The sequence below is a fragment of the Faecalimonas nexilis genome, assembly GCF_059731825.1.
Map to the genome: position 1 here is coordinate 1,461,667 of NZ_AP029189.1, position 24,613 is coordinate 1,486,279.

The window sequence follows — 24,613 nt, forward strand, 5'->3', positions numbered from 1 at the left end:
TGGGATGCTGAGAACCAGATGAGAAACAAGTTGTCAAATGGACCGCGGAGGGTGCAGTCAAATGTAAAGTTTATATTTACAGAGTATTCTGCAACGTGTAGGCATACGTCAGTTGCCGAGGGTATGTTTGTATCCTGCTAAGAGCACGGAGATTCCGTGAATTCAAGGTGGCACCGCGGATTGTGTCGTACCTGTTATACATGTACACTATTCGTCCTTGACAGAAACTATCATTCTGTCAAGGACGTTTTTTTGTGGTATAAAAACGCTATTCAAGAACTGAAAAAATTTTGACAGAATGTAATTGTGACTTGAACAAAGTGTGTAAGAGGAGGTCGTGATTATGAAAATATTACCGGAATTTCGTGAAGTGAAAAAGATTGCAGAGAGCGGACAATACAATGTTGTGCCAATCAGTTGTGAGATTTTATCTGATTTTACAACACCAATTGAGACGATGAAAATATTGAAAAATGTATCCACACATTGTTATATGCTGGAGTCGGCTGTGGCAGATGAACAGTGGGGACGTTATACCTTTCTTGGATTTGCGCCCAAGTTAGAAATCACCTGTATTGACGGGGAAATGCAAATTGGGAATGTCAAAATTGAGACGGAGAATCCTTCAGAGCATATCAGACAGATTCTTGCAGATTACAAAAGTCCTCGATTTGCGTATCTGCCTTCTTTTACAGGAGGACTAGTCGGTTATTTTTCTTATGACTATCTGGGATACAGTGAACCATCTGTGAGATGCAGGGTGGAAGACAGTGAGGCATTTAAAGATGTGGATTTGATGCTGTTTGATAAAGTCATTGCATTTGATCATGTTCGTCAGAAAATCATTTTGATTGTAAATATGTCTCTGGACGATATAGAAGTTGGTTATAACAAGACGGTGCTGGAGTTAAAACAGCTTGTAGAATTGTTGAAAAAAGGTGAAAAAAAGCAGGAAACAAAAGGATGTTTGATGGGAGAAGTCATACCACTGTTTGAGAAAGAGCAATTCTGTGGCATGGTAGAACAGGCAAAACAATATATCCGGGAGGGAGATATTTTCCAGATTGTACTTTCTAATCGTCTGAGTGCCCCGTTTGAAGGAAGTCTGCTGAATACTTACCGCATGCTTCGGACAATTAATCCGTCGCCATATATGTTTTATTTTTCCGGTACGGATGTTGAGGTTGCCGGTGCATCGCCGGAGACTTTGGTGAAACTGGAAAATGGAATTTTGCATACATTTCCGCTTGCAGGAACGAGACCGAGGGGGAAAACAAATGAGGAAGACAGAGCCCTTTCGCAAGAACTGCTTGCAGATGAAAAGGAACTTGCAGAACATAATATGCTAGTTGATCTTGGAAGAAATGATCTCGGAAAAATCAGCAGATTTGGAACGGTGAAGGTAGAAAAGTTTCATACTATCGAATACTTCTCGCATGTCATGCATATCGGATCGACTGTGCGTGGGGAAATTTGCAAGGGAAAAGATGCGCTTGATGCAATCGAGGCGGTACTGCCTGCCGGAACGCTTTCAGGTGCTCCGAAAATCAGGGCGTGTCAGTTGATCGGAGAGTTGGAGAATAACAAACGTGGCATTTACGGAGGGGCAATCGGGTACATTGATTTTACCGGAAATATGGATACCTGTATTGCAATTCGCATTGCATATAAGAAAAACGGAAAGGTATTTGTAAGGTCAGGAGCGGGAATTGTCGCCGATTCTGTTCCGGAAAAAGAATATACAGAGTGCATCAATAAGGCAAAAGCTGTTGTGGATGCATTGAAATTGGCAGAGGAGGGAGAAATATGATTTTACTGATTGATAATTATGATAGTTTTTCTTACAACCTGTATCAGCTGATCGGTGAGATGGAGCAGGATATTCGGGTGATTCGAAACGATGAGATGACAGTGGAAGAAATCAGAGCGTTGAATCCCAAACGCATCATTCTCTCGCCCGGACCGGGAAGACCAGAGGATGCAGGTGTTATTATAGAAGTGGCAAAGACACTTGGAAAAAAGATTCCAACATTTGGTGTCTGCCTTGGGCATCAGGCAATCTGTGCAGCGTTTGGAGCAACGGTCACCTATGCAAAAGAACTGATGCACGGGAAACAGTCGCAGATTACATTTGACAAGGACTGTTTGCTATTTCAAGCTTGTCCGGAAAATATGCAAGTGGCGCGCTATCATTCACTTGCGGCTGAGATGAAAACGATGCCGGAATGTCTGAAAGTGACAGCGAAAACGGAAGATGGAGAGGTCATGGCAGTACAGCATAAAGACTATCCGATTTACGGGGTGCAGTTTCATCCAGAATCAATTATGACGCCAGATGGAAAAACCATGTTAAAAAATTTCTTGCAGGGGGGTATGAGCAGATGATCAAAGAAGCAATTGTAAAAATCGTAAATAAAGAGGATCTTACTTATAAAGAGGCATATGCGGTGATGAATGAGATTATGAGCGGAGAGACAACTGCCACACAGAATGCGGCGTTTCTTGCGGCGCTTTCCACGAAGAGCGCAAGGGCCGAGACGACAGACGAGATTGCCGGCTGTGCGGCGGCAATGCGGGCACATGCCACAAAGGTGGAGACAGATATGGAATTGTTTGAGATTGTAGGAACAGGTGGAGACAATGCCCATAGCTTTAATATTTCGACTACATCGGCGCTTGTCGCAGCTGCCGGTGGAATGAAAGTGGCAAAGCATGGAAATCGGGCAGCATCTTCCCAGTGTGGAACAGCAGATTGTCTGGAGGCGCTTGGTGTGAACATTCAGCAAAGCCCTGAAAAATGCGTGGAACTTTTGCGGGAAGTGGGAATGTGCTTTTTCTTCGCACAGAAATATCATGCATCTATGAAATATGTGGGAGCGATTCGTAAGGAGCTTGGTTTTCGCACAGTGTTTAATATTTTAGGACCACTTACCAATCCGGGGACACCGTCTATGCAGCTTTTGGGAGTATATGACGAATATCTTGTGGAACCACTTGCTCAGGTGTTGATCAATTTGGGAGTGAAACGAGGAATGGTTGTGTATGGGCAGGATAAATTAGATGAGATTTCTATGAGTGCGCCGACAACTGTTTGCGAGATTCGGGACGGATGGTTCAAGTCTTCTGTAATCACTCCGGAAATGTTTGGGTTTGAGCGTTGTACAAAAGAAGAGTTAAGAGGTGGAAGCCCAAAGGAGAATGCGGATATTACGCTCAGTATTTTAAACGGAGAACGCGGACATAAGAGAAATGCAGTTCTGATGAATGCTGGAGCATCATTGTATATCGGGGGTAAGGCGGAAAGTATGGAGGAAGGAATTGCACTTGCAGGCAGACTGATTGATTCCGGAAAAGCACTCGAGACTCTGCGCAGACTGATAAAAATAAGCAATCGTCAGGAGGTGAAAGAATGACTGTTTTAGAAGAACTCGCAGATTATGCAAAAGAGCGTACCAGGCAGGCAAAAAGAAAAATATCGCCTGAACAGATGAGGGGGAGAGCACTGGAACTGCCAAAGGGAATATTTGCATTTGAAAAAGCACTGAAAAAGCCGGAACTCTCTTTTATTTGTGAATGTAAGAAAGCATCTCCATCGAAAGGAGTGATTGCTTCTGATTTCCCGTATCAGAAAATTGCAAGGGAATATGAGGCGGCGGGAGCTGACTGTATCTCAGTGCTGACGGAACCCAGATGGTTTTTAGGAAGTGACAGGTATCTGGAAGAGATTGTAAGTATGGTTAAAATTCCGTGTATCCGCAAGGATTTTACAGTGGATGAATATATGATTTACGAGGCGAAGGTGCTTGGGGCATCCGCAGTACTTTTAATCTGTTCGATTCTTTCAAAAGAACAGATTCGTGAATACATTCAGATTTGTGATATGCTCGGGCTTTCCGCTTTGGTTGAGGCACACGATGAACGGGAAGTGCAGATGGCGGTGGACGCAAAGTCACGCATTATCGGTGTCAATAATCGGAATCTCAAAGATTTTTCGGTGGATACGGACAACAGTCGCAGGCTGCGGGAACAGATTCCAACGGAAATCTTGTTTGTGTCGGAAAGTGGTGTTCAAAGTGCAAAGGATGTAAAAAAACTTCGTGAGATTGGGGCGGATGCTGTACTGATCGGTGAGACACTGATGCGTGCCGCAGATAAAAAGGCAAAGCTGAGAGAACTGCGAGGTGTGATATGACGAAGATAAAACTGTGCGGTTTGAGGCGGGTTTGTGACATTGAGGCAGCCAATGCCCTGCATCCGGAGTATGTTGGGTTTGTATTTGCAGCGAAAAGCAGGAGATATATAAGTCCTGAAAAAGTAGCGGAACTTAGAAAATATTTGCAGACAGGGATACAGGTGGTCGGTGTGTTTGTAAATGAAGAGCCAAAGCAGGTTGCAGGACTTCTAAACAGCGGTGTCATAGATATAGCGCAGCTTCATGGTGAGGAAGACAACGCATATATAAAAATACTTCGAAAGATGTCTGACAGACCGATCATTCAGGCATTTCGCATAAAGATGGAAAAAGATGTTAAGAGGGCAGAGGAAAGTGAAGCGGATATGCTCTTATTGGATTCCGGAGCGGGGACAGGAAAAGTGTTTGACTGGAAGCTGATCCAAACGATAGAAAGACCTTATTTTCTTGCAGGAGGCATTACAAGCCACAATGTATCCGAGGCGATACAAAGATTGCATCCGGATGGCGTGGATGTCAGTTCCAGCATTGAGACAGATGGGAAAAAAGATCAGAAAAAAATGGCGGCATTTGTCGCAGCAGTAAGAAGGGAAGAGAAAATATGACAAATCAAAATGGACGTTTTGGCATTCACGGTGGACAGTACATTCCGGAAACCTTGATGAATGCAGTGATTGAATTGGAAGAAGCGTATAATTATTATAAAAACGACCCGGAATTTAACCGGGAACTTACGGAATTATTAAACGAATATGCGGGGAGACCGTCAAGACTTTATTTTGCACAGAAGATGACAAAAGATCTGGGCGGGGCGAAGATTTATCTGAAACGTGAAGACTTGAATCATACTGGTGCACATAAAATCAATAATGTGCTTGGTCAGGCGCTTCTTGCAAAGAAGATGGGAAAAACACGTTTGATTGCAGAGACCGGAGCCGGTCAGCATGGAGTTGCCACTGCTACGGCAGCTGCGCTTTTAGGAATGGAATGTGTGGTGTTTATGGGAGAAGAAGACACAATCCGGCAGGCGCTCAATGTGTATCGGATGCGGCTTCTTGGAGCGGAAGTGATACCGGTTAGAACAGGAACTGCCACTTTAAAAGATGCGGTCTCTGAGGCAATGCGGGAATGGACTTCACGCATCAGTGACACACATTATTGTCTCGGCTCGGTGATGGGACCGCATCCGTTTCCTACGATTGTGCGTGACTTTCAGGCTGTCATTTCCAAGGAGATTAAGGCGCAGATACTGGAAAAAGAAGGGAAACTTCCGGATGCAGTAGTTGCCTGTGTAGGAGGAGGATCAAATGCGATTGGCAGTTTTTATCACTTTATTGACGACAAAGAAGTTCGGCTGATCGGCTGTGAAGCGGCTGGAAGAGGAATTGATACGCGCGAGACCGCAGCGACAGTCAATACGGGAACACTTGGAATCTTCCATGGTATGAAATCATATTTCTGCCAGGATGAGTATGGGCAGATCGCGCCGGTATATTCGATCTCTGCAGGGCTTGACTATCCGGGAATCGGGCCGGAACATGCACATCTGCACGATCTTGGGAGAGCAGAATATGTTCCGGTGACAGATGATGAGGCGGTGGATGCATTTGAATATCTGGCAAAGACGGAGGGAATCATTCCGGCGATTGAGTCTGCACACGCAGTTGCCTATGCCATGAAACTTGCACCTGAAATGAAAACAGATCAGATTCTTGTCATTACTGTATCGGGCAGAGGAGATAAAGATTGTGCTGCAATTGCACGCTATAGAGGGGAGGATATCTATGAGTAATATTCGAAAAGCATTTGAACAAGGAAAAGCATTTATTCCGTTTATCACCTGCGGTGATCCGGATCTGGAGACAACCGGGGCTGTAGTTCGGGCAGCGGTGGAAAACGGGGCAGATCTGATTGAACTTGGCATCCCATTTTCAGATCCTACCGCGGAGGGAAATGTAATTCAGGGGGCAAACTTGAGGGCATTAAGTGGTGGTGTGACAACAGATAAAATATTTGCATTTGTGAAAGAGCTGCGAAAAGATGTGAAAGTGCCGATGGTATTTATGACATATGCAAACGTTGTATTTTCTTACGGTGCAGAACGGTTTCTTTCTTCCTGTAAAGAGTGTGAGATTGACGGATTGATTCTGCCGGATCTGCCATTTGAAGAAAAAGAAGAATTTTTGCCGGTTTGCCATCAATATGGGATAGATTTGATCTCGCTAATCGCTCCGACTTCTGCAAACCGTATTGCAATGATCGCAAAAGAAGCAGAAGGATTTTTATATATCGTGTCAAGTCTTGGAGTGACCGGAGCGAGAAGTGAGATCAAGACAGATTTAGCATCTATTGTCGAGGTAGTACGACAGAATACAGATATTCCTTGTGCAATTGGATTTGGAATATCAACTCCAGAGCAGGCAAAGAAGATGGCGAATATTTCAGACGGTGCGATCGTCGGCTCGGCGATTGTTAAGCTGCTTGAGACATATAAAAAAGAGGCGCCCGAATATGTCGGAGCATATGTGAAAACAATGAAAGACAGCTTGAGATGATTTAGAAGGGAAACATTTCCCTTCTATTGATCATTGTGAGAACGATTGTATATTTTCTGAATGTCTTCTGGGAGACGATCGGGCAGAATGCTTTGGATTCGGTCTTCGTTCCCGTCTTTGACTGCCTGATCATAGTACCAGCATTTGAATTGAAGCATATCCAAAACCTTTTCCAATTTTGCGATTTCTTTTTGTACAATTTCTTTTTGGCGCTCAAATAGTTCTTTGCGTCTTTGGTAGGTAGCGCTTCCTTCAGAACACCATTCCATAAATAATTTTATGTCTTTGATTTCCAGCCCAGATTTTTTCAGACATTCAATCACGCGAAGCGCCTCGATTTCTTTTTCGCTGAACCTGCGAATGCCGGAAGAACGCTCTAAATCCGGAAAAAGTCCTTCTTTATCATAATAGCGAAGTGTGGAAATCGGCAGTTGAAACATTTCAGATATTTGTCCGATTGTATACATGTGAAAAACCTCCTGAAAATTTTGAAAAACCTCTTGACCTAAAGTTAAGTTTAGGTATTAATATGACAGTATCACAAGAAAATAATAATGTCAATGAATTGTTAGGAGGATAAATGTTATGTTAGGTAATTTTTCGTATTGTAACCCTACAAAGCTCTATTTTGGAGAGGACTCTCTGAATTATCTGAATGAGGAGCTCCAAAAGTATGGGAAAAATGTTGTTTTAGTCTATGGTGGCGGTTCAATTAAGAAGAATGGAATCTATGATGAAGTGATCGAAATTCTGAAAAAGAATGGAAAGAATGTGGCGGAAATCGCCGGAGTTATGCCAAACCCAACACTTGCAAAGTTGTATGAGGGTGTTGAGATCGCTAAGAGCCATCAGGCGGACTTGTTGCTGGCTGTCGGTGGAGGATCTGTCTGCGACTATTCTAAGGCAGTATCGGTTTCTGTCAATTGTAAGGAAGATCCGTGGGAAAAATATTTTATCCGTTTTGAGGAGCCGGATTGTGAAGTGATTCCGGTTGGTTGTGTGCTGACAATGGTTGGAACAGGCTCTGAGATGAACGCTGGTTCTGTGATTACCAATCAGGATACAAAACAGAAAATCGGACATGTATTTGCAGATGAAAAAATTATGCCGAGATTTTCAATCTTAAATCCGGGATATACAATGACTCTTCCAAAATATCAGATGGTATCCGGTATTTACGACATATTCAACCATATTTGTGAGCAGTATTTTTCGGGAGAAGATGATAACACCAGCGATTATATGAGTGAAGGGCTGATGCGTTCGCTGCTGAAATCCAGCCGTGTGGCAGTGAAAAATCCACAGGATTATGAAGCGCGAAGCAATATTATGTGGACCGCAACATGGGCATTGAACACGTTGGTGGCAATGGGAAAAAGTGCTGATTGGATGGTGCACATGCTTGGTCAGGCAGTAGGTGGCTACACAAATGCGACACATGGTATGACACTTGCAGCGGTTTCGCTTCCGTATTATCGGTATATCATGCCATATGGTCTTGAAAAATTCAAACGTTTTGCAGTGAATGTGTGGAATGTATCACCTGAAGGAAAGACAGATGAGCAGGTTGCCAGGGAAGGTTTGAAAGCGATGGAGAACTGGATGAACGAACTAGGTTTGGTTATGAATATTTCGGAACTTGGAGCAAATGAAGAGATGCTGGAAAGCATTGCAGATGTAACGTTTCCAATGTCAGGTGGATATAAAGAGTTGAATCGAGACGAGATCCTTAGAATCTTTAAAGAAAGTTTACAAAGAAAGTTTACAAAAAAGTCTCATCAAGAAATGTCTGTATAGACAAAAAGTTCTTGATGGGACTTTTTTATTCAGAAAATATTCCACTTCTTGTGACTTTCGTGGTAAACTAGTCACGGAGGAAAAACTATGATTCGAAAATTAAGGAAAACAGATCTTGACGAAGTGGCGTATATCTGGTTGCATACGAATAAAAAAGCACATGATTTTATTGCGGAAACGTACTGGGATGAGCATTTTGAGATGGTCGAGGGAATGCTTGGAGATGCAGAGATTTATGTGTTTGAAGAGCAGGGTCAAATCAAAGGATTTGTAGGCTTGGATGGCGAGTATATTGCGGGAATCTTTGTAAGAGAGAAAGAACAGTCTTTGGGAATTGGAAAACAGCTTTTGGATTTCGTAAAAAGTCTGAAAGGACAATTGAAGTTGAATGTTTATCAAAAAAATGAACGGGCGATAAAGTTTTATACACGTGAGCAGTTTGAGATACAGGATGAGCAGACAGATGAGGCGACAGGGGAAGCAGAATATCTGATGCTATGGAAGAAATAATAAGGAGGAAGGCTGGATGCAGGCACGAGAACTATTGAATTTATTGACAGTGGCGGAACGACTAAAAGATACAACGAGGCACTGTTACACGTCAAAAGGAAGACGGGAAAGTGTTGCGGAACACAGCTGGATGATGACATTGATGGTGTTTTTTATGAGGGATGAATTCCCGGAGGCGGATATGGACAAGGTCATTCGGATGTGTATCATTCACGATTTGGGGGAAGCATTCACGGGGGATATTCCGGCGTTTGAAAAAACAGCAGAAGATGAAAAAAAGGAAGAAGAACTGTTGTATGACTGGGTGAGAAGTCTTCCGAAATCCTATGCGGAAGAAATGCAGCAACTTTATAAAGAGATGGAAGAACGAAAGACTTTGGAAGCAAAGATCTACAAGGCAATTGATGGTCTGGAAGCCGTAATACAGCATAATTTTTCAGATTTGTCTACATGGATTCCAAAAGAGTATGAGATGAATCAGACATATGCAAATGACAGAGTTACATTTTCGGATTATCTGACAGTGTTGAGGGAAGAAATCAGAAAGGATACGATAGAAAAAATAGAAAGGTAAGAAAAATGAAGAATATCATTATAGGAATCGCCGGAGGAACCGGCTCAGGAAAATCAACATTTACTAGAAAGCTAAAGAAAGAATTTAAGGATGATGTAGCGGTGTTGTATCATGACAATTATTATCGTGATCAGAGTGATATACCATTGGAAGTACGTAAAAAGACGAACTATGATCATCCGGATGCGATGGAGACCGAACTTTTAGTGCAGCAGTTGATGGAATTAAAAGAGGGAAAGGCGATTGAATGTCCGGTGTATGACTATACATTGCATACACGCTCTAATCAGGTCGAGCGTGTAGAGCCAAAAAAAGTGATTCTTCTGGAAGGGATTCTTGTTCTTGCGGATGAGCGACTGCGGAATCTGATGGATATTAAAGTGTATGTAGAGGCGGATGCGGATGAACGAATTTTAAGACGTCTTATTCGTGATGTGAAAGAGCGCGGACGTGACATCGAAGGTGTTGTAGAGCAGTATCTCACAACGGTGAAGCCAATGCATTATCTCTATGTCGAACCGACAAGAAGCACGGCAGATATCGTCATTAACAGTGGAATGAATCCGATTGCGTTTGAACTGGTAAAAAATATGATTCAGAAAATATTGGATGAGGAAAAAAGATGATAAAAGCAGTTTTTTTGGATATGGATGGCACAGTGATATCACATAAACAGGGGAAGGTCCTGGAAAGCACAAAAGATGCCATCTGTCAGCTGCGGGAGCGGGGAATTAAAGTTTTTGCTGCGACAGGGAGGCATATACTGGAGATGGAAGAACTTCCGGTAAAGGGAATTTCATTTGACGGGTATGTGATGCTGAACGGACAGATTTGTCTGGATGGAGAGAAAGAACTTGTGTATGATTTCCCGATTGCTGCGGAAGATACAAAGAGAATGATTACTGTGTTTGAGGAGAAAAAAATTCCTGTTATGCTTGTTGGTCTGAACAGGATGTATATTAATTTTGTGGATGAAAAAGTTCGGGCAGCTCAGAAGGCAATCTCAACAGCGGTGCCGAAGGTAGGCTCGTACAATGGAGAAAATGTGTACCAGTTTATTGTGTATGACAGCGAAGGCAAGGTACAGCAACTGATGGAAAACCTTACAGATTGCAAAGAAAATGTATGGAATCCAATGGCATTTGACATTATTCCGAAAAGAGGAGGAAAGGCTGCCGGTATCAGGCAGATATTGGAGCATTTTAAGATTGGACAAGAGGAAATCATGGCATTTGGAGACGGAGACAATGACATCGATATGCTTCGGTATGCGCACATTGGAGTTGCTATGGGAAATGCCGGTGAGCATGTGAAAACGCATGCAGACTACGTGACTGCATGCGTGGATGATGACGGCATCTATAAGGCGTTAAAAGTGTATGGTCTTTTGTGATGGTTAAAATTCTTTTTTCTCTACAATTTTTATGGCAGCCTGCATAGACAAGAAAAGAAATATAGCTGCAATCAGTGTGATGGCGGCAGCAAAGATCCCGACATGGAGTGCAGAAAGTTTTGCAAGGATGACGGTACCAACGCCTGCGGCTTGAGTGAGCTTGACAAAGATCACTCCGGCTACAAATATCAGTCCGAATGTTCCCATCAGTGCGATTCTTGCCTTTTCAGGACCATATTTTAGCTGAAACGGGAGCATAATCGCCTGTATTATGATGAGGCTTGATAGGATTATCAGTGCAGCCCAAATGATATCCGCAGGAATCGTGTCTCCTTTTAGAAAGCCAGCCACACAGATGATCAGAAGGCCCAAGATCAGAGCACCAAAACCAAGCAGGAAAGAAAGCAGATATTTTTCTTTCACATAATCTTTTCTGCTGATTGGAAGGCTGAATAAAAATGCATTTCCATTGTCAAACTCGTCATAACTGATCGTACTCAAAGAAAAAAGTGATATGACAAATGGCAAAAATCCTAGTGGAAATGATATCTCATTTTGAAAAAACGAGATTGCTATGACGATTGCAATCATCATGAGAAAAAAGTTTTTCTGCATTTTCATTAATTTAAAATCTTTTATGAGTAATCCTTTCATTCTTTATTCCCCCCTGATCATCATTGTAATAACAGCATCAATGGTTCCCTTTTCAATCGTGATATCGGGATAATTTTCTATATAATACTGTTTTTGGTCTGTGAGACAGCTGTATCCGAAAGGCTCTTTTTTGGAGCGCAGAAGATATTGTTTGTCCAGTGCATGATATTGTGTATCATCTAGTTTTAACAGCGCATAATCACCCAATAATACATCGGTATCTTCGTGAAGAATAATTTTTCCGTCATGGATCATATAGAGATCATCACATAGCGTCTCCAGATCACTGGAAATGTGAGAGCTGATCAAGATTGCACGGTCTTCATCTTTTTCCATAAATTCTCTTAACAACTCAAGCAGTTCATCTCTGGCGATGACATCCAATCCGGCAGTCGGTTCATCTAATATGAGCAGTTTTGCATGGTGGGAGATAGCCACGAGCACTTTTAATTTTGCTTTCATACCGGTTGAAAATTCTTTGATTTTTTTATTCAGTGGAAGGTTGTATTTTTTGACCTGTTCCAAAAAGAAATATTTGTCAAATTTATGGTACAAATGTTCCAAAACCGGAACGATATCTCGGATTGTCAGATATCCGCTGAAACCGGAGTCGGATAGGACAACACCCAAAGCTTCCTTGTCTTTTGCTGTAAAATTCTCAATCTCTTTTCCGAGAAGTGTAATGGCACCGCCATCAATAGAAATCAATCCTAAAATAGCCTTAAATGTTGTACTTTTTCCGGCACCGTTTTGTCCTATTAGTCCGGTTACATAGCCAGATTTAATCTCCAAAGAACAATTGAGAGAAAACTGTTTGTATCGTTTTTGCAAATGTTCTACTTTTAACATTGTTTTATCCCTCCATAATTAATTCAAATAAATTTTTCAAATCTTCATCACTAATTCCGTATCGTCTGCCTTTTAGAATTGCCTGTTCGAAATCAGTCTCCACCTCTTTCTTTTGTTCTTCTAATAAAAGGTCGGTGTTGACTGCTTTTACATATGTTCCTTTTCCGTGTACGGTTACGGTAAAGCCTTCACTCTCTAATGTGTCATAAGACTTTTTGACGGTCAGTGCACTGATTTTTAATTCTTTTGACAGTGCGCGGACGGATGGCAGGATATCATTCTCTCTCAGTTCGCCACTTCGAATGAGCAATTTGATCTGATCTACAAGCTGCTCGTAGATGGGAACCATAGAGGAATTGTTTATGATAAGTTTCATACTTGTGTTCCTCCTTTGTGCAAACAGTATATAACAGTTAAAAGCTGTTGTCAAGTGTTATATACTGTTTGCCTTGCTGCGATGGGAAAATATTGAAAGCAGAAAAAATAATTGACTTTTTGTTCTACATATGTAGTATGTAAATATACTACATATGTAGAAAGTGAGGGGTTCTATGTATCAGAAACTATTTTTTGATGTGTTGGAAGTATCTATAGATGAAGTGGAAGAGAGAATGTATATCAGAAAAAAAGATGGAAGTTTTTGGGTATGTGGTGAGGAAGTCGGCGCAAAGAAAAAGAAAATTTCTTATGGTCCGGAGGGCGGTGTAAAAGAGCGTATCTGTACAGAACAGCTCATGCCGCTTATTTTAAAAACAGAGTAGAAACGGAGAAGTGAAGATGAAAAAGATTTCAGAGTCAGAACAGGAAATTATGATGGCAATATGGAATGCGGAAAATAAGAATTCCATTACAGCATCCTATCTTGAGGAGGTATTTGGAGAAAAAAAAGGCTGGAAAAAGACGTCGATTTTGACGTTTTTGTCAAGGCTTGTAGAAAAAGGATATCTCTCCTGTGAAAAAAACGGAAAATCTAATTTTTATGAACCGATTGTATCTTACGAAGAATTTTCGAGAAGAGAGAGTAAACATATTTTAGATAAACTATACCGTAATTCCTTAAAAAATTTTGTCGTATCACTATATGATGGCGACGAACTTTCCAGACAGGATGTAAAGGAACTGAGAGAATTTTTGGATGAGATCAGTACAAAATCAGAGGAGGAGTGATATGTCAAAGAGTGTTATCAGAATTGCGAAACCCGAAGATGCAGAGGAACTTTTGAAAATTTATGCACCATATGTGAAGCACACTGCGATTACATTCGAGTATGAGGTTCCGACGGTGGAAGAGTTTCGAGACAGAATAGAACATATTTTAAAGAGGCATCCTTATTTGGCAGCGGAGAGAGACGGAGAACTGATTGGATATGCTTACGCGGGGGTGTTCAATGAGCGGGCAGCATGTGACCGGTCTGTGGAGACAGCCATTTATGTTCGGCAGGATGGGAGAAAAGATGGAATTGGAAGAATGCTGTATGAGGCGTTGGAGAAAATTTTATCGGAACAGAATATATTGAATCTGAATGCCTGCATTGCGTATGTGGATGATGATGATCCTTATTTGACCAAAAACAGTGTAGAGTTCCACAACCATATGGGATATCGATTTGTGGGCAGATTTCGTAGATGTGGGTACAAATTTGGACGCTGGTATGACTTGGTGTGGATGGAAAAATATATTGGGGAACATGTGGAAAAACCGGAGAAAGTTATATGGTTTGATGAGATGAAATATGATAAAATGAAAAGAGGAATATGATGAGAAGAAAAGACAGAGAGATCACAGACATAGAGGAAATCAGAGATATCATAGAGAAATGTAAAGTATGCAGACTTGCCATGCAGGACGAAGAAGGCTTGTATCTGGTGCCGTTAAATTTTGGTTATGAATTTGAAGAAGAATCTTTAGCGCTCTATTTTCACAGTGCAAAGGAAGGAAGAAAGCTGCGTGCAATTCAAAAAAATTTGAAGGTGTGTTTTGAGATGGACTGTGAACATGCGCTGATTGAGGCAAATACACCTTGTGCATATGGTTATGAATATGCTTGCGTGATGGGAAACGGAAAAGCGACGATTCTTGAACATACAGAGGAAAAGCGTTTAGCTCTTTCCAAACTGATGTGGCATCAGACCGGAAAAGAGTTTGAAATCTCAGAACAGATGGCAGATAGTGTGGCTGTGATAAAAGTAATTGCAGAGTCTTACACCGGAAAGACGTGCAGAAGATAAGAGGAGGATACAAAGATGCAGAAAAATTTTTTCAACAAAGACCGTAAAAACAAAAAGATGATCATCGCGATTTCTGTCAGTGTGGCAATCATTGTAATCGGATTGGCTGTTTTTTGTTACTTTCTGTTTGCGAATGAAAAAGAGAACAACGCAAAAAACAAAGCGGAGAATGCGCAGGAAGATCCGCAGGCAAAGATTGAAGAAGAAAAAGAGGAAGCAAAAGTGCAGCTTCCGGACTTGAAGGCATCTCAATATGAGACAGATGAGATCACAACCGGAATCGATGTCTCTGAATTTCAGGGGAATATCGACTGGAAGGCAGTTGCGGACAGCGGAATTGATTTTGCGATGATCCGTGTGGGATATCGTGGTATGAAGAACGGGGAGATTAAAGAAGATGCCTGTGCGAAATACAATCTGCAGGAAGCATCCAAAAATGGGCTGAAAATCGGAGCTTATTTCTTTTCCACGGCAGTGACAGAGGAAGAGGCAAAAGAGGAGGCAGAATGGACGAAGAATCTGCTTTCAGGATATCCGGTGACATATCCGGTCGCTTACAATTGTGAAGGTTTTCAAAATCCGTCCAGCAGACAGTTTGAGCTTTCGGTTGAGGAGCGGACAAAACTGGCAGATGCATTTCTCAAATCTATTGAAGAAGGATCTTACACAGGAATGTTCTATGCAGCGAAAAATGAACTGGATGACAATAATTTGTGGAATGCAGATGATCTTTCTTTAAATTATCGTATCTGGGTTGCACAGTACTCGGATCAGACATGGCCGGAAAAAACAAAATCTGACTATACAGGTGACCATGTAATGTGGCAGTACACCAATCAGGGAAAAATGGACGGAATCAAAGGTGCGGTTGACTTTAATGTCGCTTATTTCGGATATAGTCAGTCCCAGCAGGCGGTAGATGAAAACGGAGCAGAGCAAGTGGAAGCTAATGTAGAGGTGGGAGTCAATTTTACAGAAGTGGAAGAGCAGGTGACGGCAAAAGACGAGGTGAATCTTCGAAGTACGATGGAACAAGGAAGTGATGATAATATCGTAGGAAGCATGAAAAACGGAGAGACAGCAGTTCGAACAGGAGTGGGAAATAACGGCTGGTCGAGAATAATCTACAATGGGCAGACTGTGTACTGTGTCAGCAATTATCTGACAACAGATTTGAGTTATGTGACGCCGCAGGAGACTGAAAGTGAGTTTAAGACAAAGTTTACGGATGTATCTGAAAATGTGACGGCAAAAGAAGTGACAAATCTTCGCAATCGTCCTAGTGTGGAGTCGCCATCAGAAGTTATTGCAGAATTAAAAAATGGGGAAGTCATCGTGCGTACCGGCGTGTCGAACGAAGGGTGGTCCAGAGTAGAATATAATGGACAGACTTTATATTGTATCAGCAGCTATTTGGAAGTTGTACAATAGAGTCGGTACAAAAGAATATATTGACAAATAAAAGAAGAAAAAGTAATATTGTATTAAAATAATAATACAATATTACTTTTTTATTTGGAGAGGAAGTGGAGATATGAGGTTGGAACTCAGAGAAGTGCAGAAGGCATTTGATCAAAAACAAGTTCTGAAAGGTGCAAGTTTTGTGTTTGAAAAAGGAAAGATATATGGTCTGTTGGGAAGAAACGGGGCAGGAAAGACAACACTTTTCAATTGTATCAGCAAAGAGATTTCCTGTGACGGTGAGATTGCGTTATATGACGGAGCGGATGATATTTTGGACTTTTCACAAATCGGATTTACATATGCGCATCCGATTTTACCAGAATTTTTGACAGGATATGAATTTCTCAAGTTTTATATTGATATCAATAAAGATAAGATTAAGGATAAAAAGTCAATTCCGGAGTACTTTGATATGATTAAGATCAAAGAAGAAGACTGGTACCGTCTGATTAAGGATTACTCGCATGGAATGAAAAATAAAATGCAGATGATCTGCTTTTTGATTACGAAGCCTCCGGTGATTCTGCTGGATGAGCCTTTGACTTCTTTTGATGTCGTTGTGGCGCATGAGATTAAGCAGATGTTAAAAGCGATGAAGCAAGATCACATCATTATTTTTTCGACACATATTTTGGAACTTGCAGAGGATCTATGTGATGAGATTGTCATTTTGAATCAGGGAAAACTGGAGGCAATTGACCACAATATGATTGGGGCGCCTGAATTTGAAGAGAAGATTTTTGAGGCGCTGAAGGAGGAACAGCATGATTAATACCATCATTCAGGGAAGGATGCTTGTCTTTGTGCAGCAGGTCAATGTTCTGCTCTATTATGTGAGAAAATTACCGCTTGTCGGAGAGAAAATACCGTACCGTCTGTATGGAGAGACGGATATCAAGAAGGCGATTGGTGCCATACCGGTTGTGTTTTCCGTGATAGGTGCATTTGTTGGTACATTTTTGTACTTTTTGCTGATGATTAAGCTGCCGGCGAATTGGATTCAGGGATTTTGGGAAAAAGAAGGGATTTTTGTAGATCAAAAAGCAGTAATGGTCTACTTGTTTTTAATTTTCTCTTTTTTGCCGGGAAGTTTTTTGGTGTCAAACCTGACGGAAGGGGCAAAAAAGGATTATGTGTTGCTGCATGTGATGCGGATTCCGGCGGCACAGCATTATCGCTCCAAGATGGTACTAAAAGGAGTGAAAGATACCATCTGCTTTTTAGTACCGCTATTGTGGTTTGGATTTGGAGCGGAATCTGCGTTGTTTGTTGTATCATTGTTTTTTACACGATACATTGGGCATGCCGGAATTTTACAACACTATCGACATTCCGAGAAAAAAGGGAAAAAAGTATTTTGGAAATCTTTAGGAAAAACATTTTTAATGTTTGGAATCATATTAGCACTCGGATATGGAGTGGCGGCAGCAGTCCCAAGGTTGTTTTTTGATAGATATGTGATGGCAGAAGTTGTTGTCTTTTTGAGTTTCACGTTAGTAGGAATGTTTTGTTTCTCGAAAGTGTGGAAGTATGGGGGATATACGATTTTTGCGAAAAAGATGGTCAGCCTGAAAGATTTTTTAGAGCAGGATGATGCGGTAAAAGAGGCTCGGGCTGCAGATGTGCAGATTCAGGATAAGGATATTTCCAAAGAGGAACTGCGCTCGAGAAAATACGAGGAAAAAGAAGGGTATGACTATTTGAATGCCATTTTCTTTGAACGCCATAAAAGAATTGTTTCAAGAGCGGTCAAAAGCAGAATCATCATCATCTTGGCAGTTGGACTGATTGGGGCAGTGGCATTGTTATTTGTGGGAGAGCAGATGAAACAAAAGACATTTGAGGCGATGACGCAGATGATGCCGGTCATGGTATTTGTCATGTATTTGGAGTCCACAGGTGGAAGAATTTGTAAGGCAATGTTTTTTAACTGTGATATCAGTCTGCTGAAATATGGATATTACCGGGAAGCAGATGCAATCTTGAAAAATTTTAAGATACGCCTTAGAAAATTATTGATGCTAGATGCAGTTCCGGCGGCTATAATCTGCGGGATGATTCTTCTTTGGACTCTTCTGTGTGGTGAGATACTAGCTGTTTGGAAAGTGATACCGTTGATGGCAGGCTCCTTGCTATTATCCGCATTTTTCTGTCTGTTTCATCTGTTTATGTACTATATCACGCAGCCATATACAGAAGAAAAGACGGTGAAAAGCCCTATTTTTTCGGTGGTAAATGCACTGGTGTATTTTGGATGCTATCTTTGTCTGCAGATACAGACAGGTTCATGGCTGTTTACATTGGGAGTGCTTGCTGTGACAATCATCTTTATTCCGCTGTCATATTTTTGCGTGTTTCGGTTTGCACCGAAGACATTTAAAATTCGTTAGAAGAGGAGAAGACAATTATGAAATTTTATCTGGCGCCGTTGGAGGGGCTGACGACATATGTTTATCGGAATGTATACCATCATTTTTTCCATCCAATGGATAAATATTTTACTCCGTTTATCGTACCGCATCCAAATCGTGGATTCAAACCGAAAGAGTTGAAAGAAATTCTGCCACAGCACAATCAAGGGCTTTGTGTGGTCCCGCAGATTCTGACTAATAATGCGGAGGATTTTATCCGGACGGCACAGGAGTTTCGGGAGTATGGATATGAAGAAATCAATTTGAATTTGGGATGTCCGTCTGGGACAGTTACCGCAAAGAAAAAAGGATCCGGCTTTTTGGGATATCCGGATGAGCTGGAACGCTTTCTATACGAAATTTTTGAGCGGACAGAATCAAAGATTTCCATCAAGACAAGAATCGGGGTGGAGCATCCAGAAGAATTTGAGCGGCTTTTAAACATTTATAATAAGTTCGAGATGGAAGAACTGATTATCCATCCGAGGGTGAGGGCAGATTTTTATAAGAACAAACCAAATATGGAAGTATTTGGACAGGCAGTGAAAGAAAGCAAAAATCGGCTTTGCTATAATGGGGACCTGTTTATTAAGTCGCATTTTGAAGCGTTTGAAAAGGAGTATCCGCAGGTGGAGCGTGTGATGCTTGGGCGCGGGGTGATGGTAAATCCAGGACTTTTGAATCTGATTTGTGAGGGTAAAAGCTTAGATAAAGAAGTATTGCGTGCATTTCAAGATGAATTTTACAGGAAGAATCAGGAAGTTCTTTCGGGAGACCGGGCGGTTCTTTTTAAGATGAAAGAATTGTGGTTTTTCATGATACATTTATTTGAAGGAGCAGAGAAGGCTGCCAAGAAGATCAAAAAGGCAGAAAAACGGCATGTGTATGAGGAATGTATCGAAAGGTTGTTTTCAGATTACCCGCTGAATCAAAAATTAGTAAAATAAAGAATGGAGTCAGAATCAAATTGATCTGGCTCCTTCTTTTTAAATAGAAAATGCCCAAAGATTATTAATCTGTGGAGAAAGTCGTTCGTAGCTCCACAACTTTTCACTGTTTGCATTGCTGTTTGGGTCCAAGACATGAAACTGTCCATTCTCATATCCGTTCAACACAATAAAGTGTCCGGTAGTAGTAAAATCTCCGGGACGCATACTACAGATAATCGGGTGCCCAGAAGCGAGTTGGTTTGCCATAACAGATTCATCTAATACAAGTTCCTGAGAGGTGATTCCATATTGCTTGGCGCCTATCCGCATCAGTTCCCAGCTGGAACCGGATTCCGGAACATAGAGTCCGTTGGAAGCTGCATATTGTGCAATCTTATATGGGGTGATCGTATTGTCTCCGGTCAGTCCGGAAACTACCATTGCAAGGGAAGTTGGTCCGCAGCCGTTGATGGCTAGAAAATTATCCCCGTAGATTCCGTAGCCCCATCGTGTATCCCATTGAAGAAGGTGCGGAATTACCCCTTTTGTGACATCGCCGATTGTATCGGCGCAAGGCTTGTCCTTTTCAGATGGGTAATTTAGAACGAAATCAGTTGCCTCGGTATTTTTTGAGAGCAGTTCCAGCAAATCAGCAGGATACTGGTCGTAGTGGTTCACAATTTCTGCGACACGCTTGTCGCTTGCGGCCATGTTATTCAAGTTTGTCACGACATCGGAAGGCAATGAAGCAGTGTCAGATGGGATCGGTGTGAATTCAATTTTTTTCTTTGCTTTATTTGCAGAAGTATTGTTCCCTTCGGAAGACGTTATCTTTGGAAATAATTTTTCTTTGATAGAGAATACTGTTTTTCCCAAGAGTATCAGAAAAAGCAGGGCGATGAGAAAAAAGACGCATCTTTGTATGAGAAGCTGCTTTCTTCTGCGTTTTTTTAGCGCGTTTCTTTTAGCGCGTTCTGAATCAGTGTAACTGTAATTTATATGATCTAAATTTCTTGAATCCATAAATAAAATCCTCTCTTGTACATAGTAAAAATATTATAACGCACGTAACAAAAAAAGTGTTTAATGAAAAGTGATAAATTTATTAAAATAAATTAAGATTACATTGCAGAATTTCTGCAGGTTGTGTTACTGCATGAAATTGGCTATAATAAAAAATAGTGTAAAAGAATGCCGAAAGGGGCAGGAAATGAGGAAACAAAATGCAGGAAGAAAACAAACAGATAGATCCAGGAACAATGGAAAGATTGGTTCAGGGAAATGAACAGATTGGTTACTATAGAAGTATCAGCAACTATGAGGAGGCGCTAAAGATTTCAAAAGAGATGCTGGAACTGGTGAAAGAGCTTGGTTTACAGGAGAGTGAGGCGCATGGGACGACACTTTTGAATGCGGCGACCGCATATCGAGCAGCAGGTATGTGCGAAAAGGCGATTGCGATGTACCGGGCAGCGGAACAGATTTTCAAAAATCTTGGAATTCAAGATGAGCGTTTGGCGGGACTTTATAATAATATGAGTATGGCATTTCAGCAAAAAGAAGACTATGGGACGGCAGAGAGCTGTCTTTTGCAGGCGCTTGCAATTGTTAGAAACCTTCCGGATCATAAAGTGGAAGAGGCGACAACCTATGCAAATCTGGCGTCAGTCTGCTATGAAAAGGAAGAATTTGCACAAGGGATTGAATATGTGCAGAGGGCGATTGAACGATTTGAGGAATGTGAAGAAAAAGATGCGCACTATTGCGGTGCGTTGGCACTTCTTGCACAGGGGCACTATGAGCAGGGAGAATTGGAAAAAGCAATTTCGGCCTATACAGAAGCATTGCGGGAGATTTTGGCGCATTTTGGGAAGAATGAGTCTTATGCAATGACTTGTGAAAACTGCGCAATTGTGCTTTCGAAAGCTGGATTTGCAAAAGAGGCAGAGTATCTGAAAAAAGAGGCGAAAGAAACTTATGAGAACATACGAAGACCGAAAAAAGAGATTTCAGGTCTCGAATTGTCAAAATGCTACTATGAGACTTACGGGAAAGCGATGCTAAAAGAGCAATTTCCAGAATATGCAGATCGTGTGGCAGCAGGTCTTGTTGGGCATGGCTCAGAGTGTCTCGGGTTTGACGACATGTGGTCAAAGGATCATGATTTTGGACCGGGATTCTGTCTTTGGCTTACGGAGAAAGACTATGAAAAAGTAGGTCAAAAGATGCAGGAAGCATATGAGGCGCTCCCGAAGGCTTTTATGGGTTATCCGGCACGGAATACTTCAAAGCGAGGAGGCGGACGTGTGGGAGTGCTAAGTATTCCTGAATTTTATGAAGAGTTTACCGGAAACGGTGCATGGAGTGAGATGGAAGACGAAAAACTTGCCATGGCAGTGAATGGGGAGATGTTTGATGACCCATTGGGAGAATTTTCGGCAATTCGGGAACAACTGCAAAATGGAATGCCATTTGCTGTCTGGAAACGAAGACTTGCAAATGCCGTTGCGCTGACAGCACAAGCCGGGCAGTATAATTATGGAAGATGTAAAAAACGAAATGATATTGTAGCAGCAAATCTTGCGCTAGACGAATTTGTGCGGGAAGGAATGCGGACAGCATATCTTTTGAATCGAAGGTATATGCCGTATTATAAATGGGCGTGGAGAGGTCTTGAAAATCTAGAACGCTTAAGTGAATTGAAACCGCTGTTTGAACAGGTACTTTCTTCAGAAGGAGAACGGGAGAGCGTGGTGGAAGAAATTTGTGCAAGGCTGTTAGAAGAACTGAAACGACAAAACCTGACATATGGGGAGGAGACGTTTTTGGAATTGCATGTGGAAAGAATTTTGGAGGCGAAAGAAGAGATGAATCCGATAATAGAACAAATTGTAGAAATGGAGTGGGAGATGTTTCAAAATGTGAGAAATACAGGCGGGCGTGCTGCGTGTCAGGATGATTTTGAGACGTTTGATGTGATGCGCAAAAGCCAGTTTTTGATATGGGATCTGCCTCTTTTGGAGAGTTACTGGCAGGATCTTCAAGAGGGAAAAGCGCAGGGAAGAAATCTGGTGATGGAAAAGTATGCTTATATGATGGAGTCTACAGCTCCAAAAGAATACGAAGCGATTGCCACGGGACTTCCGAAGATTTCAGAAGAAAAACAGGCTATGGTTGAGCAGATTGTGGCGATTCAGGTTGGATGGCGAGAGGAGTTTGCTGAAAAATATCCGCACCTGTCCGGACAGGCAAGAATCATCCACACATCGGAAGATACACTGTATGATATTTCTTTTGAGACTTATCTGCGGGGAGAACTTAAGACATATTCTATGCAGACATTGGTGCTCTATGGAAGACGTATTGTGGCGTTTGTGCAGGAACAAAAAAATATGACAGAAGAAATCATGCGCTATACAACGGCATTTTATGGCTATAAAACGTTGGAAGATGCAGAAATAAAATAGGAGTGAGAGAAAAGTGAAAAAGGATACGTCGTACGTTCTAAACAGAGCGGAACGATTTCATATGGTGTTGATTGGAGAAGGTCTTCTAGTTGGAGCAGTGGCGGGGGGAATTGTGCTGCTATACCGGCTTGTGCTGGCATATGTAGGAGAGTGGCTGCAGATGATTTTGCATTATGCAAAAGGTTCTCCGGTCAAGATGTGTTTGTGGTTCGTTATTTTGGTACTGTTTGCGGTTATTGTAGGCTTGCTTGTGAAGTGGGAGCCGATGATCTCAGGAAGTGGAATTCCACAGCTTGAAGGAGAGATGATCGGGAAACTGAATCAGCGGTGGTATAGAGTGCTGCCAGCAAAGTTCTTAGGAGGATTTTTATCTTTGTTTGCCGGACTTTCTCTTGGAAGAGAGGGCCCGTCCATTCAGCTTGGCGCAATGACGGGAAAAGGAATTTCCAAAATGCTTGACAGGGGAAAGACAGAAGAAAAATTTTTGCTGACTTGTGGTGCCAGTGCGGGACTATCTGCGGCATTTCATGCACCTCTTGCAGGGGTGATGTTTTCACTTGAAGAAATTCATAAGAATTTTTCAGTGTCTGTGCTCGTGTCTGTCATGACCTCATCGATTACGGCAGATTATATTTCTTCAAAGGTATTTGGACTGGATCCGGTATTTCAATTTGATATTGGGCATGCATTACCACAGAGTTATTATTGGATGATTCTGCTGCTTGGTGTCATCCTTGGTGTGATGGGAGCTTTTTATAATTGGTTTACGTTAACTGTACAAGGACTTTATAAAAAGACAAAAGGATTAAACGAAATCACAAAAGTTATGCTCCCATTTTTGTTAGCGGGTGTTTTGGGATTTATCATGCCGGAACTTCTTGGAAGCGGGCATAATCTGATCGATGCTTTGACCCATGGAGAGTTGGCTCTTACAAGTGTTGTTTTTTTGCTTGTCGCAAAGTTTGTGTTCTCTGCCATTTGTTTTGGCAGTGGTGCACCTGGAGGAATATTTTTTCCGCTTCTGGTGTTAGGGGCATTTATCGGCGGTATTTTTGGAATGGTCGGAACGACATATTTCGGAATGAGCCCGGAGTATATCAATAACTTTGTCCTGCTTGCTATGGCCGGGTATTTTACTGCGATAGTAAGAGCGCCGATTACCGGAATTATCTTGATTTTTGAGATGACCGGATCGCTAAGTCAGATGCTGTCGCTGTCAGTTGTCTCGATTGTGGCATATGTGGTCGCAAGTTTGATGAAATCAGAGCCGATTTATGAAAGCTTGCTGGGCAGACTTTTGAAAAATCGGGGGGAAGAGCAGGTGAAAACAACGGGTCAGAAGATATTATCTGAGCATGTTATCATGCATGGCTCTTTGTTGGTACATAAAGCGGTAGCGCAGATTGACTGGCCAAAACACTGCCTTTTAGTTGCGATTAAGCGTGGCGAAAAAGAGATCATCCCAAAAGGAGGGACTATTTTGTCCGCAAGCGATGTGATTGTTACGATAAATGACGAGAGGGATTTTTCTTATGTACATGAGAAAATGGAGGCGTTGTGTGCAGAACAAATACAGGAGTAAAAATAGC

At 41.8% G+C, this 24,613-nt stretch carries 27 protein-coding genes; 22 read left to right on the forward strand and 5 right to left on the reverse strand.

The features are described from left to right. Nucleotides 1-343: 343 nt before the first annotated feature. The 7 genes from AC6I5B_RS07325 to trpA are packed head-to-tail and all read left to right on the forward strand — an operon-like array spanning nucleotide 344 to nucleotide 6,747. Nucleotides 344-1,810: an anthranilate synthase component I family protein gene (locus tag AC6I5B_RS07325; RefSeq protein ID WP_004613994.1), complete on the forward strand. Its 1,467-nt coding sequence runs from the start codon at nucleotides 344-346 to the stop codon at nucleotides 1,808-1,810. Further along, nucleotides 1,807-2,385 (forward strand): anthranilate synthase component II, encoded by a 579-nt coding sequence (locus AC6I5B_RS07330; RefSeq protein WP_004613993.1) that lies wholly within the window; start codon nucleotides 1,807-1,809, stop codon nucleotides 2,383-2,385. Before AC6I5B_RS07325 ends, AC6I5B_RS07330 begins: the two co-directional genes overlap by 4 nt. After that, nucleotides 2,382-3,413, forward strand: coding sequence for an anthranilate phosphoribosyltransferase (gene trpD, locus AC6I5B_RS07335; RefSeq protein WP_497773714.1), 1,032 nt, complete (start codon nucleotides 2,382-2,384; stop codon nucleotides 3,411-3,413). Before AC6I5B_RS07330 ends, trpD begins: the two co-directional genes overlap by 4 nt. Continuing rightward, nucleotides 3,410-4,192 carry an indole-3-glycerol phosphate synthase TrpC gene (gene trpC, locus AC6I5B_RS07340; protein WP_004613991.1) on the forward strand — a complete coding sequence of 261 codons (783 nt, stop codon included), beginning with the start codon at nucleotides 3,410-3,412 and terminating at the stop codon, nucleotides 4,190-4,192. The genes trpD and trpC overlap by 4 nt, the downstream gene beginning before the upstream one ends. Continuing rightward, nucleotides 4,189-4,797, forward strand: a complete 609-nt coding sequence (locus tag AC6I5B_RS07345; RefSeq protein WP_022250873.1) for a phosphoribosylanthranilate isomerase — start codon at nucleotides 4,189-4,191, stop codon at nucleotides 4,795-4,797. The genes trpC and AC6I5B_RS07345 overlap by 4 nt, the downstream gene beginning before the upstream one ends. Next, nucleotides 4,794-5,984, forward strand: a complete 1,191-nt coding sequence (trpB, locus tag AC6I5B_RS07350) for a tryptophan synthase subunit beta (protein WP_412363661.1) — start codon at nucleotides 4,794-4,796, stop codon at nucleotides 5,982-5,984. The genes AC6I5B_RS07345 and trpB overlap by 4 nt, the downstream gene beginning before the upstream one ends. Further along, entirely contained in the window at nucleotides 5,977-6,747 is a 771-nt protein-coding gene (gene trpA, locus AC6I5B_RS07355) for a tryptophan synthase subunit alpha (protein ID WP_497773715.1), read from the forward strand. The genes trpB and trpA overlap by 8 nt, the downstream gene beginning before the upstream one ends. A 23-nt stretch (nucleotides 6,748-6,770) precedes the next feature. Here the strand turns inward: trpA and AC6I5B_RS07360 are convergent, their stop codons facing one another. After that, nucleotides 6,771-7,214 (reverse strand): MerR family transcriptional regulator, encoded by a 444-nt coding sequence (locus AC6I5B_RS07360; protein WP_004613988.1) that lies wholly within the window; start codon nucleotides 7,212-7,214, stop codon nucleotides 6,771-6,773. Between the two features lie 118 nt (nucleotides 7,215-7,332). Between AC6I5B_RS07360 and AC6I5B_RS07365 the strand changes: the two genes are divergently transcribed. The 5 genes from AC6I5B_RS07365 to AC6I5B_RS07385 all read left to right on the forward strand — a co-directional run bounded on the left by AC6I5B_RS07365 (nucleotide 7,333) and on the right by AC6I5B_RS07385 (nucleotide 11,021). Beyond that, the gene (locus AC6I5B_RS07365) at nucleotides 7,333-8,544 is read left to right on the forward strand and encodes an iron-containing alcohol dehydrogenase (RefSeq protein ID WP_071144285.1); all 1,212 of its coding nucleotides are present in this window, start codon (nucleotides 7,333-7,335) and stop codon (nucleotides 8,542-8,544) included. Nucleotides 8,545-8,631: 87 nt separating this feature from the next. Continuing rightward, nucleotides 8,632-9,054 (forward strand): GNAT family N-acetyltransferase, encoded by a 423-nt coding sequence (locus AC6I5B_RS07370; protein WP_004613985.1) that lies wholly within the window; start codon nucleotides 8,632-8,634, stop codon nucleotides 9,052-9,054. 16 nt (nucleotides 9,055-9,070) lie between these two features. Beyond that, the gene (locus AC6I5B_RS07375) at nucleotides 9,071-9,628 is read left to right on the forward strand and encodes an HD domain-containing protein (protein ID WP_004613984.1); all 558 of its coding nucleotides are present in this window, start codon (nucleotides 9,071-9,073) and stop codon (nucleotides 9,626-9,628) included. A 5-nt stretch (nucleotides 9,629-9,633) separates the two neighbouring features. After that, the gene (gene udk, locus AC6I5B_RS07380; protein ID WP_004613983.1) at nucleotides 9,634-10,254 is read left to right on the forward strand and encodes a uridine kinase; all 621 of its coding nucleotides are present in this window, start codon (nucleotides 9,634-9,636) and stop codon (nucleotides 10,252-10,254) included. Then, on the forward strand, nucleotides 10,251-11,021 hold the full coding sequence (locus AC6I5B_RS07385) for a Cof-type HAD-IIB family hydrolase (protein WP_004613982.1): 771 nt from the start codon (nucleotides 10,251-10,253) through the stop codon (nucleotides 11,019-11,021). The genes udk and AC6I5B_RS07385 overlap by 4 nt, the downstream gene beginning before the upstream one ends. 3 nt (nucleotides 11,022-11,024) lie before the next feature. Here the strand turns inward: AC6I5B_RS07385 and AC6I5B_RS07390 are convergent, their stop codons facing one another. The 3 genes from AC6I5B_RS07390 to AC6I5B_RS07400 are packed head-to-tail and all read right to left on the reverse strand — an operon-like array spanning nucleotide 11,025 to nucleotide 12,900. Then, complete coding sequence (locus tag AC6I5B_RS07390) at nucleotides 11,025-11,675, reverse strand: ABC-2 transporter permease (protein ID WP_004613981.1); 651 nt, start codon at nucleotides 11,673-11,675, stop codon at nucleotides 11,025-11,027. A gap of 3 nt (nucleotides 11,676-11,678) precedes the next feature. Continuing rightward, the gene (locus tag AC6I5B_RS07395) at nucleotides 11,679-12,524 is read right to left on the reverse strand and encodes an ABC transporter ATP-binding protein (RefSeq protein ID WP_004613980.1); all 846 of its coding nucleotides are present in this window, start codon (nucleotides 12,522-12,524) and stop codon (nucleotides 11,679-11,681) included. Nucleotides 12,525-12,528: 4 nt separating this feature from the next. Continuing rightward, nucleotides 12,529-12,900 (reverse strand): GntR family transcriptional regulator, encoded by a 372-nt coding sequence (locus tag AC6I5B_RS07400; RefSeq protein WP_004613979.1) that lies wholly within the window; start codon nucleotides 12,898-12,900, stop codon nucleotides 12,529-12,531. A gap of 175 nt (nucleotides 12,901-13,075) precedes the next feature. On the opposite strand from AC6I5B_RS07400, the gene AC6I5B_RS07405 reads away from it, so the two are divergent. The 8 genes from AC6I5B_RS07405 (at nucleotide 13,076) to AC6I5B_RS07440 (ending at nucleotide 19,575) form a co-directional block, all read left to right on the forward strand. After that, nucleotides 13,076-13,285, forward strand: a complete 210-nt coding sequence (locus tag AC6I5B_RS07405; RefSeq protein ID WP_004613978.1) for a hypothetical protein — start codon at nucleotides 13,076-13,078, stop codon at nucleotides 13,283-13,285. Nucleotides 13,286-13,301: 16 nt separating this feature from the next. Then, nucleotides 13,302-13,691: a BlaI/MecI/CopY family transcriptional regulator gene (locus AC6I5B_RS07410; protein ID WP_004613977.1), complete on the forward strand. Its 390-nt coding sequence runs from the start codon at nucleotides 13,302-13,304 to the stop codon at nucleotides 13,689-13,691. A gap of 1 nt (nucleotide 13,692) precedes the next feature. Continuing rightward, nucleotides 13,693-14,283 carry a GNAT family N-acetyltransferase gene (locus tag AC6I5B_RS07415; protein WP_004613976.1) on the forward strand — a complete coding sequence of 197 codons (591 nt, stop codon included), beginning with the start codon at nucleotides 13,693-13,695 and terminating at the stop codon, nucleotides 14,281-14,283. Continuing rightward, nucleotides 14,280-14,753, forward strand: coding sequence for a pyridoxamine 5'-phosphate oxidase family protein (locus AC6I5B_RS07420; protein WP_004613975.1), 474 nt, complete (start codon nucleotides 14,280-14,282; stop codon nucleotides 14,751-14,753). Before AC6I5B_RS07415 ends, AC6I5B_RS07420 begins: the two co-directional genes overlap by 4 nt. 15 nt (nucleotides 14,754-14,768) lie before the next feature. Beyond that, complete coding sequence (locus AC6I5B_RS07425; protein ID WP_497773716.1) at nucleotides 14,769-16,184, forward strand: GH25 family lysozyme; 1,416 nt, start codon at nucleotides 14,769-14,771, stop codon at nucleotides 16,182-16,184. 103 nt (nucleotides 16,185-16,287) lie between these two features. Continuing rightward, complete coding sequence (locus AC6I5B_RS07430; RefSeq protein ID WP_004613972.1) at nucleotides 16,288-16,989, forward strand: ABC transporter ATP-binding protein; 702 nt, start codon at nucleotides 16,288-16,290, stop codon at nucleotides 16,987-16,989. Beyond that, nucleotides 16,982-18,607: a hypothetical protein gene (locus AC6I5B_RS07435; protein WP_004613971.1), complete on the forward strand. Its 1,626-nt coding sequence runs from the start codon at nucleotides 16,982-16,984 to the stop codon at nucleotides 18,605-18,607. Before AC6I5B_RS07430 ends, AC6I5B_RS07435 begins: the two co-directional genes overlap by 8 nt. A 17-nt stretch (nucleotides 18,608-18,624) precedes the next feature. Continuing rightward, nucleotides 18,625-19,575 carry a tRNA-dihydrouridine synthase family protein gene (locus AC6I5B_RS07440; protein WP_004613970.1) on the forward strand — a complete coding sequence of 317 codons (951 nt, stop codon included), beginning with the start codon at nucleotides 18,625-18,627 and terminating at the stop codon, nucleotides 19,573-19,575. A 39-nt stretch (nucleotides 19,576-19,614) separates the two neighbouring features. Here AC6I5B_RS07440 and AC6I5B_RS07445 read toward each other — a convergent pair whose 3' ends face one another. Further along, nucleotides 19,615-20,580, reverse strand: coding sequence for a C39 family peptidase (locus tag AC6I5B_RS07445; RefSeq protein WP_022250883.1), 966 nt, complete (start codon nucleotides 20,578-20,580; stop codon nucleotides 19,615-19,617). Nucleotides 20,581-20,780: 200 nt separating this feature from the next. Between AC6I5B_RS07445 and AC6I5B_RS07450 the strand changes: the two genes are divergently transcribed. Beyond that, the gene (locus AC6I5B_RS07450; RefSeq protein ID WP_004613967.1) at nucleotides 20,781-23,024 is read left to right on the forward strand and encodes a DUF4125 family protein; all 2,244 of its coding nucleotides are present in this window, start codon (nucleotides 20,781-20,783) and stop codon (nucleotides 23,022-23,024) included. Nucleotides 23,025-23,037: 13 nt separating this feature from the next. Next, the gene (locus AC6I5B_RS07455; RefSeq protein ID WP_497773717.1) at nucleotides 23,038-24,606 is read left to right on the forward strand and encodes a ClC family H(+)/Cl(-) exchange transporter; all 1,569 of its coding nucleotides are present in this window, start codon (nucleotides 23,038-23,040) and stop codon (nucleotides 24,604-24,606) included. Nucleotides 24,607-24,613 lie beyond the last annotated feature (7 nt).

What these genes read in the sequence shown, in the direction of transcription:
- AC6I5B_RS07325 (WP_004613994.1), top strand. Translation starts at nt 344, where the DNA reads ATGAAAATATTACCGGAATTTCGTGAAGTGAAAAAGATTGCAGAGAGC.
- AC6I5B_RS07330 (WP_004613993.1), top strand. Translation starts at nt 1,807, where the DNA reads ATGATTTTACTGATTGATAATTATGATAGTTTTTCTTACAACCTGTAT.
- trpD (WP_497773714.1), top strand. Translation starts at nt 2,382, where the DNA reads ATGATCAAAGAAGCAATTGTAAAAATCGTAAATAAAGAGGATCTTACT.
- trpC (WP_004613991.1), top strand. Translation starts at nt 3,410, where the DNA reads ATGACTGTTTTAGAAGAACTCGCAGATTATGCAAAAGAGCGTACCAGG.
- AC6I5B_RS07345 (WP_022250873.1), top strand. Translation starts at nt 4,189, where the DNA reads ATGACGAAGATAAAACTGTGCGGTTTGAGGCGGGTTTGTGACATTGAG.
- trpB (WP_412363661.1), top strand. Translation starts at nt 4,794, where the DNA reads ATGACAAATCAAAATGGACGTTTTGGCATTCACGGTGGACAGTACATT.
- trpA (WP_497773715.1), top strand. Translation starts at nt 5,977, where the DNA reads ATGAGTAATATTCGAAAAGCATTTGAACAAGGAAAAGCATTTATTCCG.
- AC6I5B_RS07360 (WP_004613988.1), bottom strand. Translation starts at nt 7,214, where the DNA reads ATGTATACAATCGGACAAATATCTGAAATGTTTCAACTGCCGATTTCC.
- AC6I5B_RS07365 (WP_071144285.1), top strand. Translation starts at nt 7,333, where the DNA reads ATGTTAGGTAATTTTTCGTATTGTAACCCTACAAAGCTCTATTTTGGA.
- AC6I5B_RS07370 (WP_004613985.1), top strand. Translation starts at nt 8,632, where the DNA reads ATGATTCGAAAATTAAGGAAAACAGATCTTGACGAAGTGGCGTATATC.
- AC6I5B_RS07375 (WP_004613984.1), top strand. Translation starts at nt 9,071, where the DNA reads ATGCAGGCACGAGAACTATTGAATTTATTGACAGTGGCGGAACGACTA.
- udk (WP_004613983.1), top strand. Translation starts at nt 9,634, where the DNA reads ATGAAGAATATCATTATAGGAATCGCCGGAGGAACCGGCTCAGGAAAA.
- AC6I5B_RS07385 (WP_004613982.1), top strand. Translation starts at nt 10,251, where the DNA reads ATGATAAAAGCAGTTTTTTTGGATATGGATGGCACAGTGATATCACAT.
- AC6I5B_RS07390 (WP_004613981.1), bottom strand. Translation starts at nt 11,675, where the DNA reads ATGAAAGGATTACTCATAAAAGATTTTAAATTAATGAAAATGCAGAAA.
- AC6I5B_RS07395 (WP_004613980.1), bottom strand. Translation starts at nt 12,524, where the DNA reads ATGTTAAAAGTAGAACATTTGCAAAAACGATACAAACAGTTTTCTCTC.
- AC6I5B_RS07400 (WP_004613979.1), bottom strand. Translation starts at nt 12,900, where the DNA reads ATGAAACTTATCATAAACAATTCCTCTATGGTTCCCATCTACGAGCAG.
- AC6I5B_RS07405 (WP_004613978.1), top strand. Translation starts at nt 13,076, where the DNA reads ATGTATCAGAAACTATTTTTTGATGTGTTGGAAGTATCTATAGATGAA.
- AC6I5B_RS07410 (WP_004613977.1), top strand. Translation starts at nt 13,302, where the DNA reads ATGAAAAAGATTTCAGAGTCAGAACAGGAAATTATGATGGCAATATGG.
- AC6I5B_RS07415 (WP_004613976.1), top strand. Translation starts at nt 13,693, where the DNA reads ATGTCAAAGAGTGTTATCAGAATTGCGAAACCCGAAGATGCAGAGGAA.
- AC6I5B_RS07420 (WP_004613975.1), top strand. Translation starts at nt 14,280, where the DNA reads ATGATGAGAAGAAAAGACAGAGAGATCACAGACATAGAGGAAATCAGA.
- AC6I5B_RS07425 (WP_497773716.1), top strand. Translation starts at nt 14,769, where the DNA reads ATGCAGAAAAATTTTTTCAACAAAGACCGTAAAAACAAAAAGATGATC.
- AC6I5B_RS07430 (WP_004613972.1), top strand. Translation starts at nt 16,288, where the DNA reads ATGAGGTTGGAACTCAGAGAAGTGCAGAAGGCATTTGATCAAAAACAA.
- AC6I5B_RS07435 (WP_004613971.1), top strand. Translation starts at nt 16,982, where the DNA reads ATGATTAATACCATCATTCAGGGAAGGATGCTTGTCTTTGTGCAGCAG.
- AC6I5B_RS07440 (WP_004613970.1), top strand. Translation starts at nt 18,625, where the DNA reads ATGAAATTTTATCTGGCGCCGTTGGAGGGGCTGACGACATATGTTTAT.
- AC6I5B_RS07445 (WP_022250883.1), bottom strand. Translation starts at nt 20,580, where the DNA reads ATGGATTCAAGAAATTTAGATCATATAAATTACAGTTACACTGATTCA.
- AC6I5B_RS07450 (WP_004613967.1), top strand. Translation starts at nt 20,781, where the DNA reads ATGCAGGAAGAAAACAAACAGATAGATCCAGGAACAATGGAAAGATTG.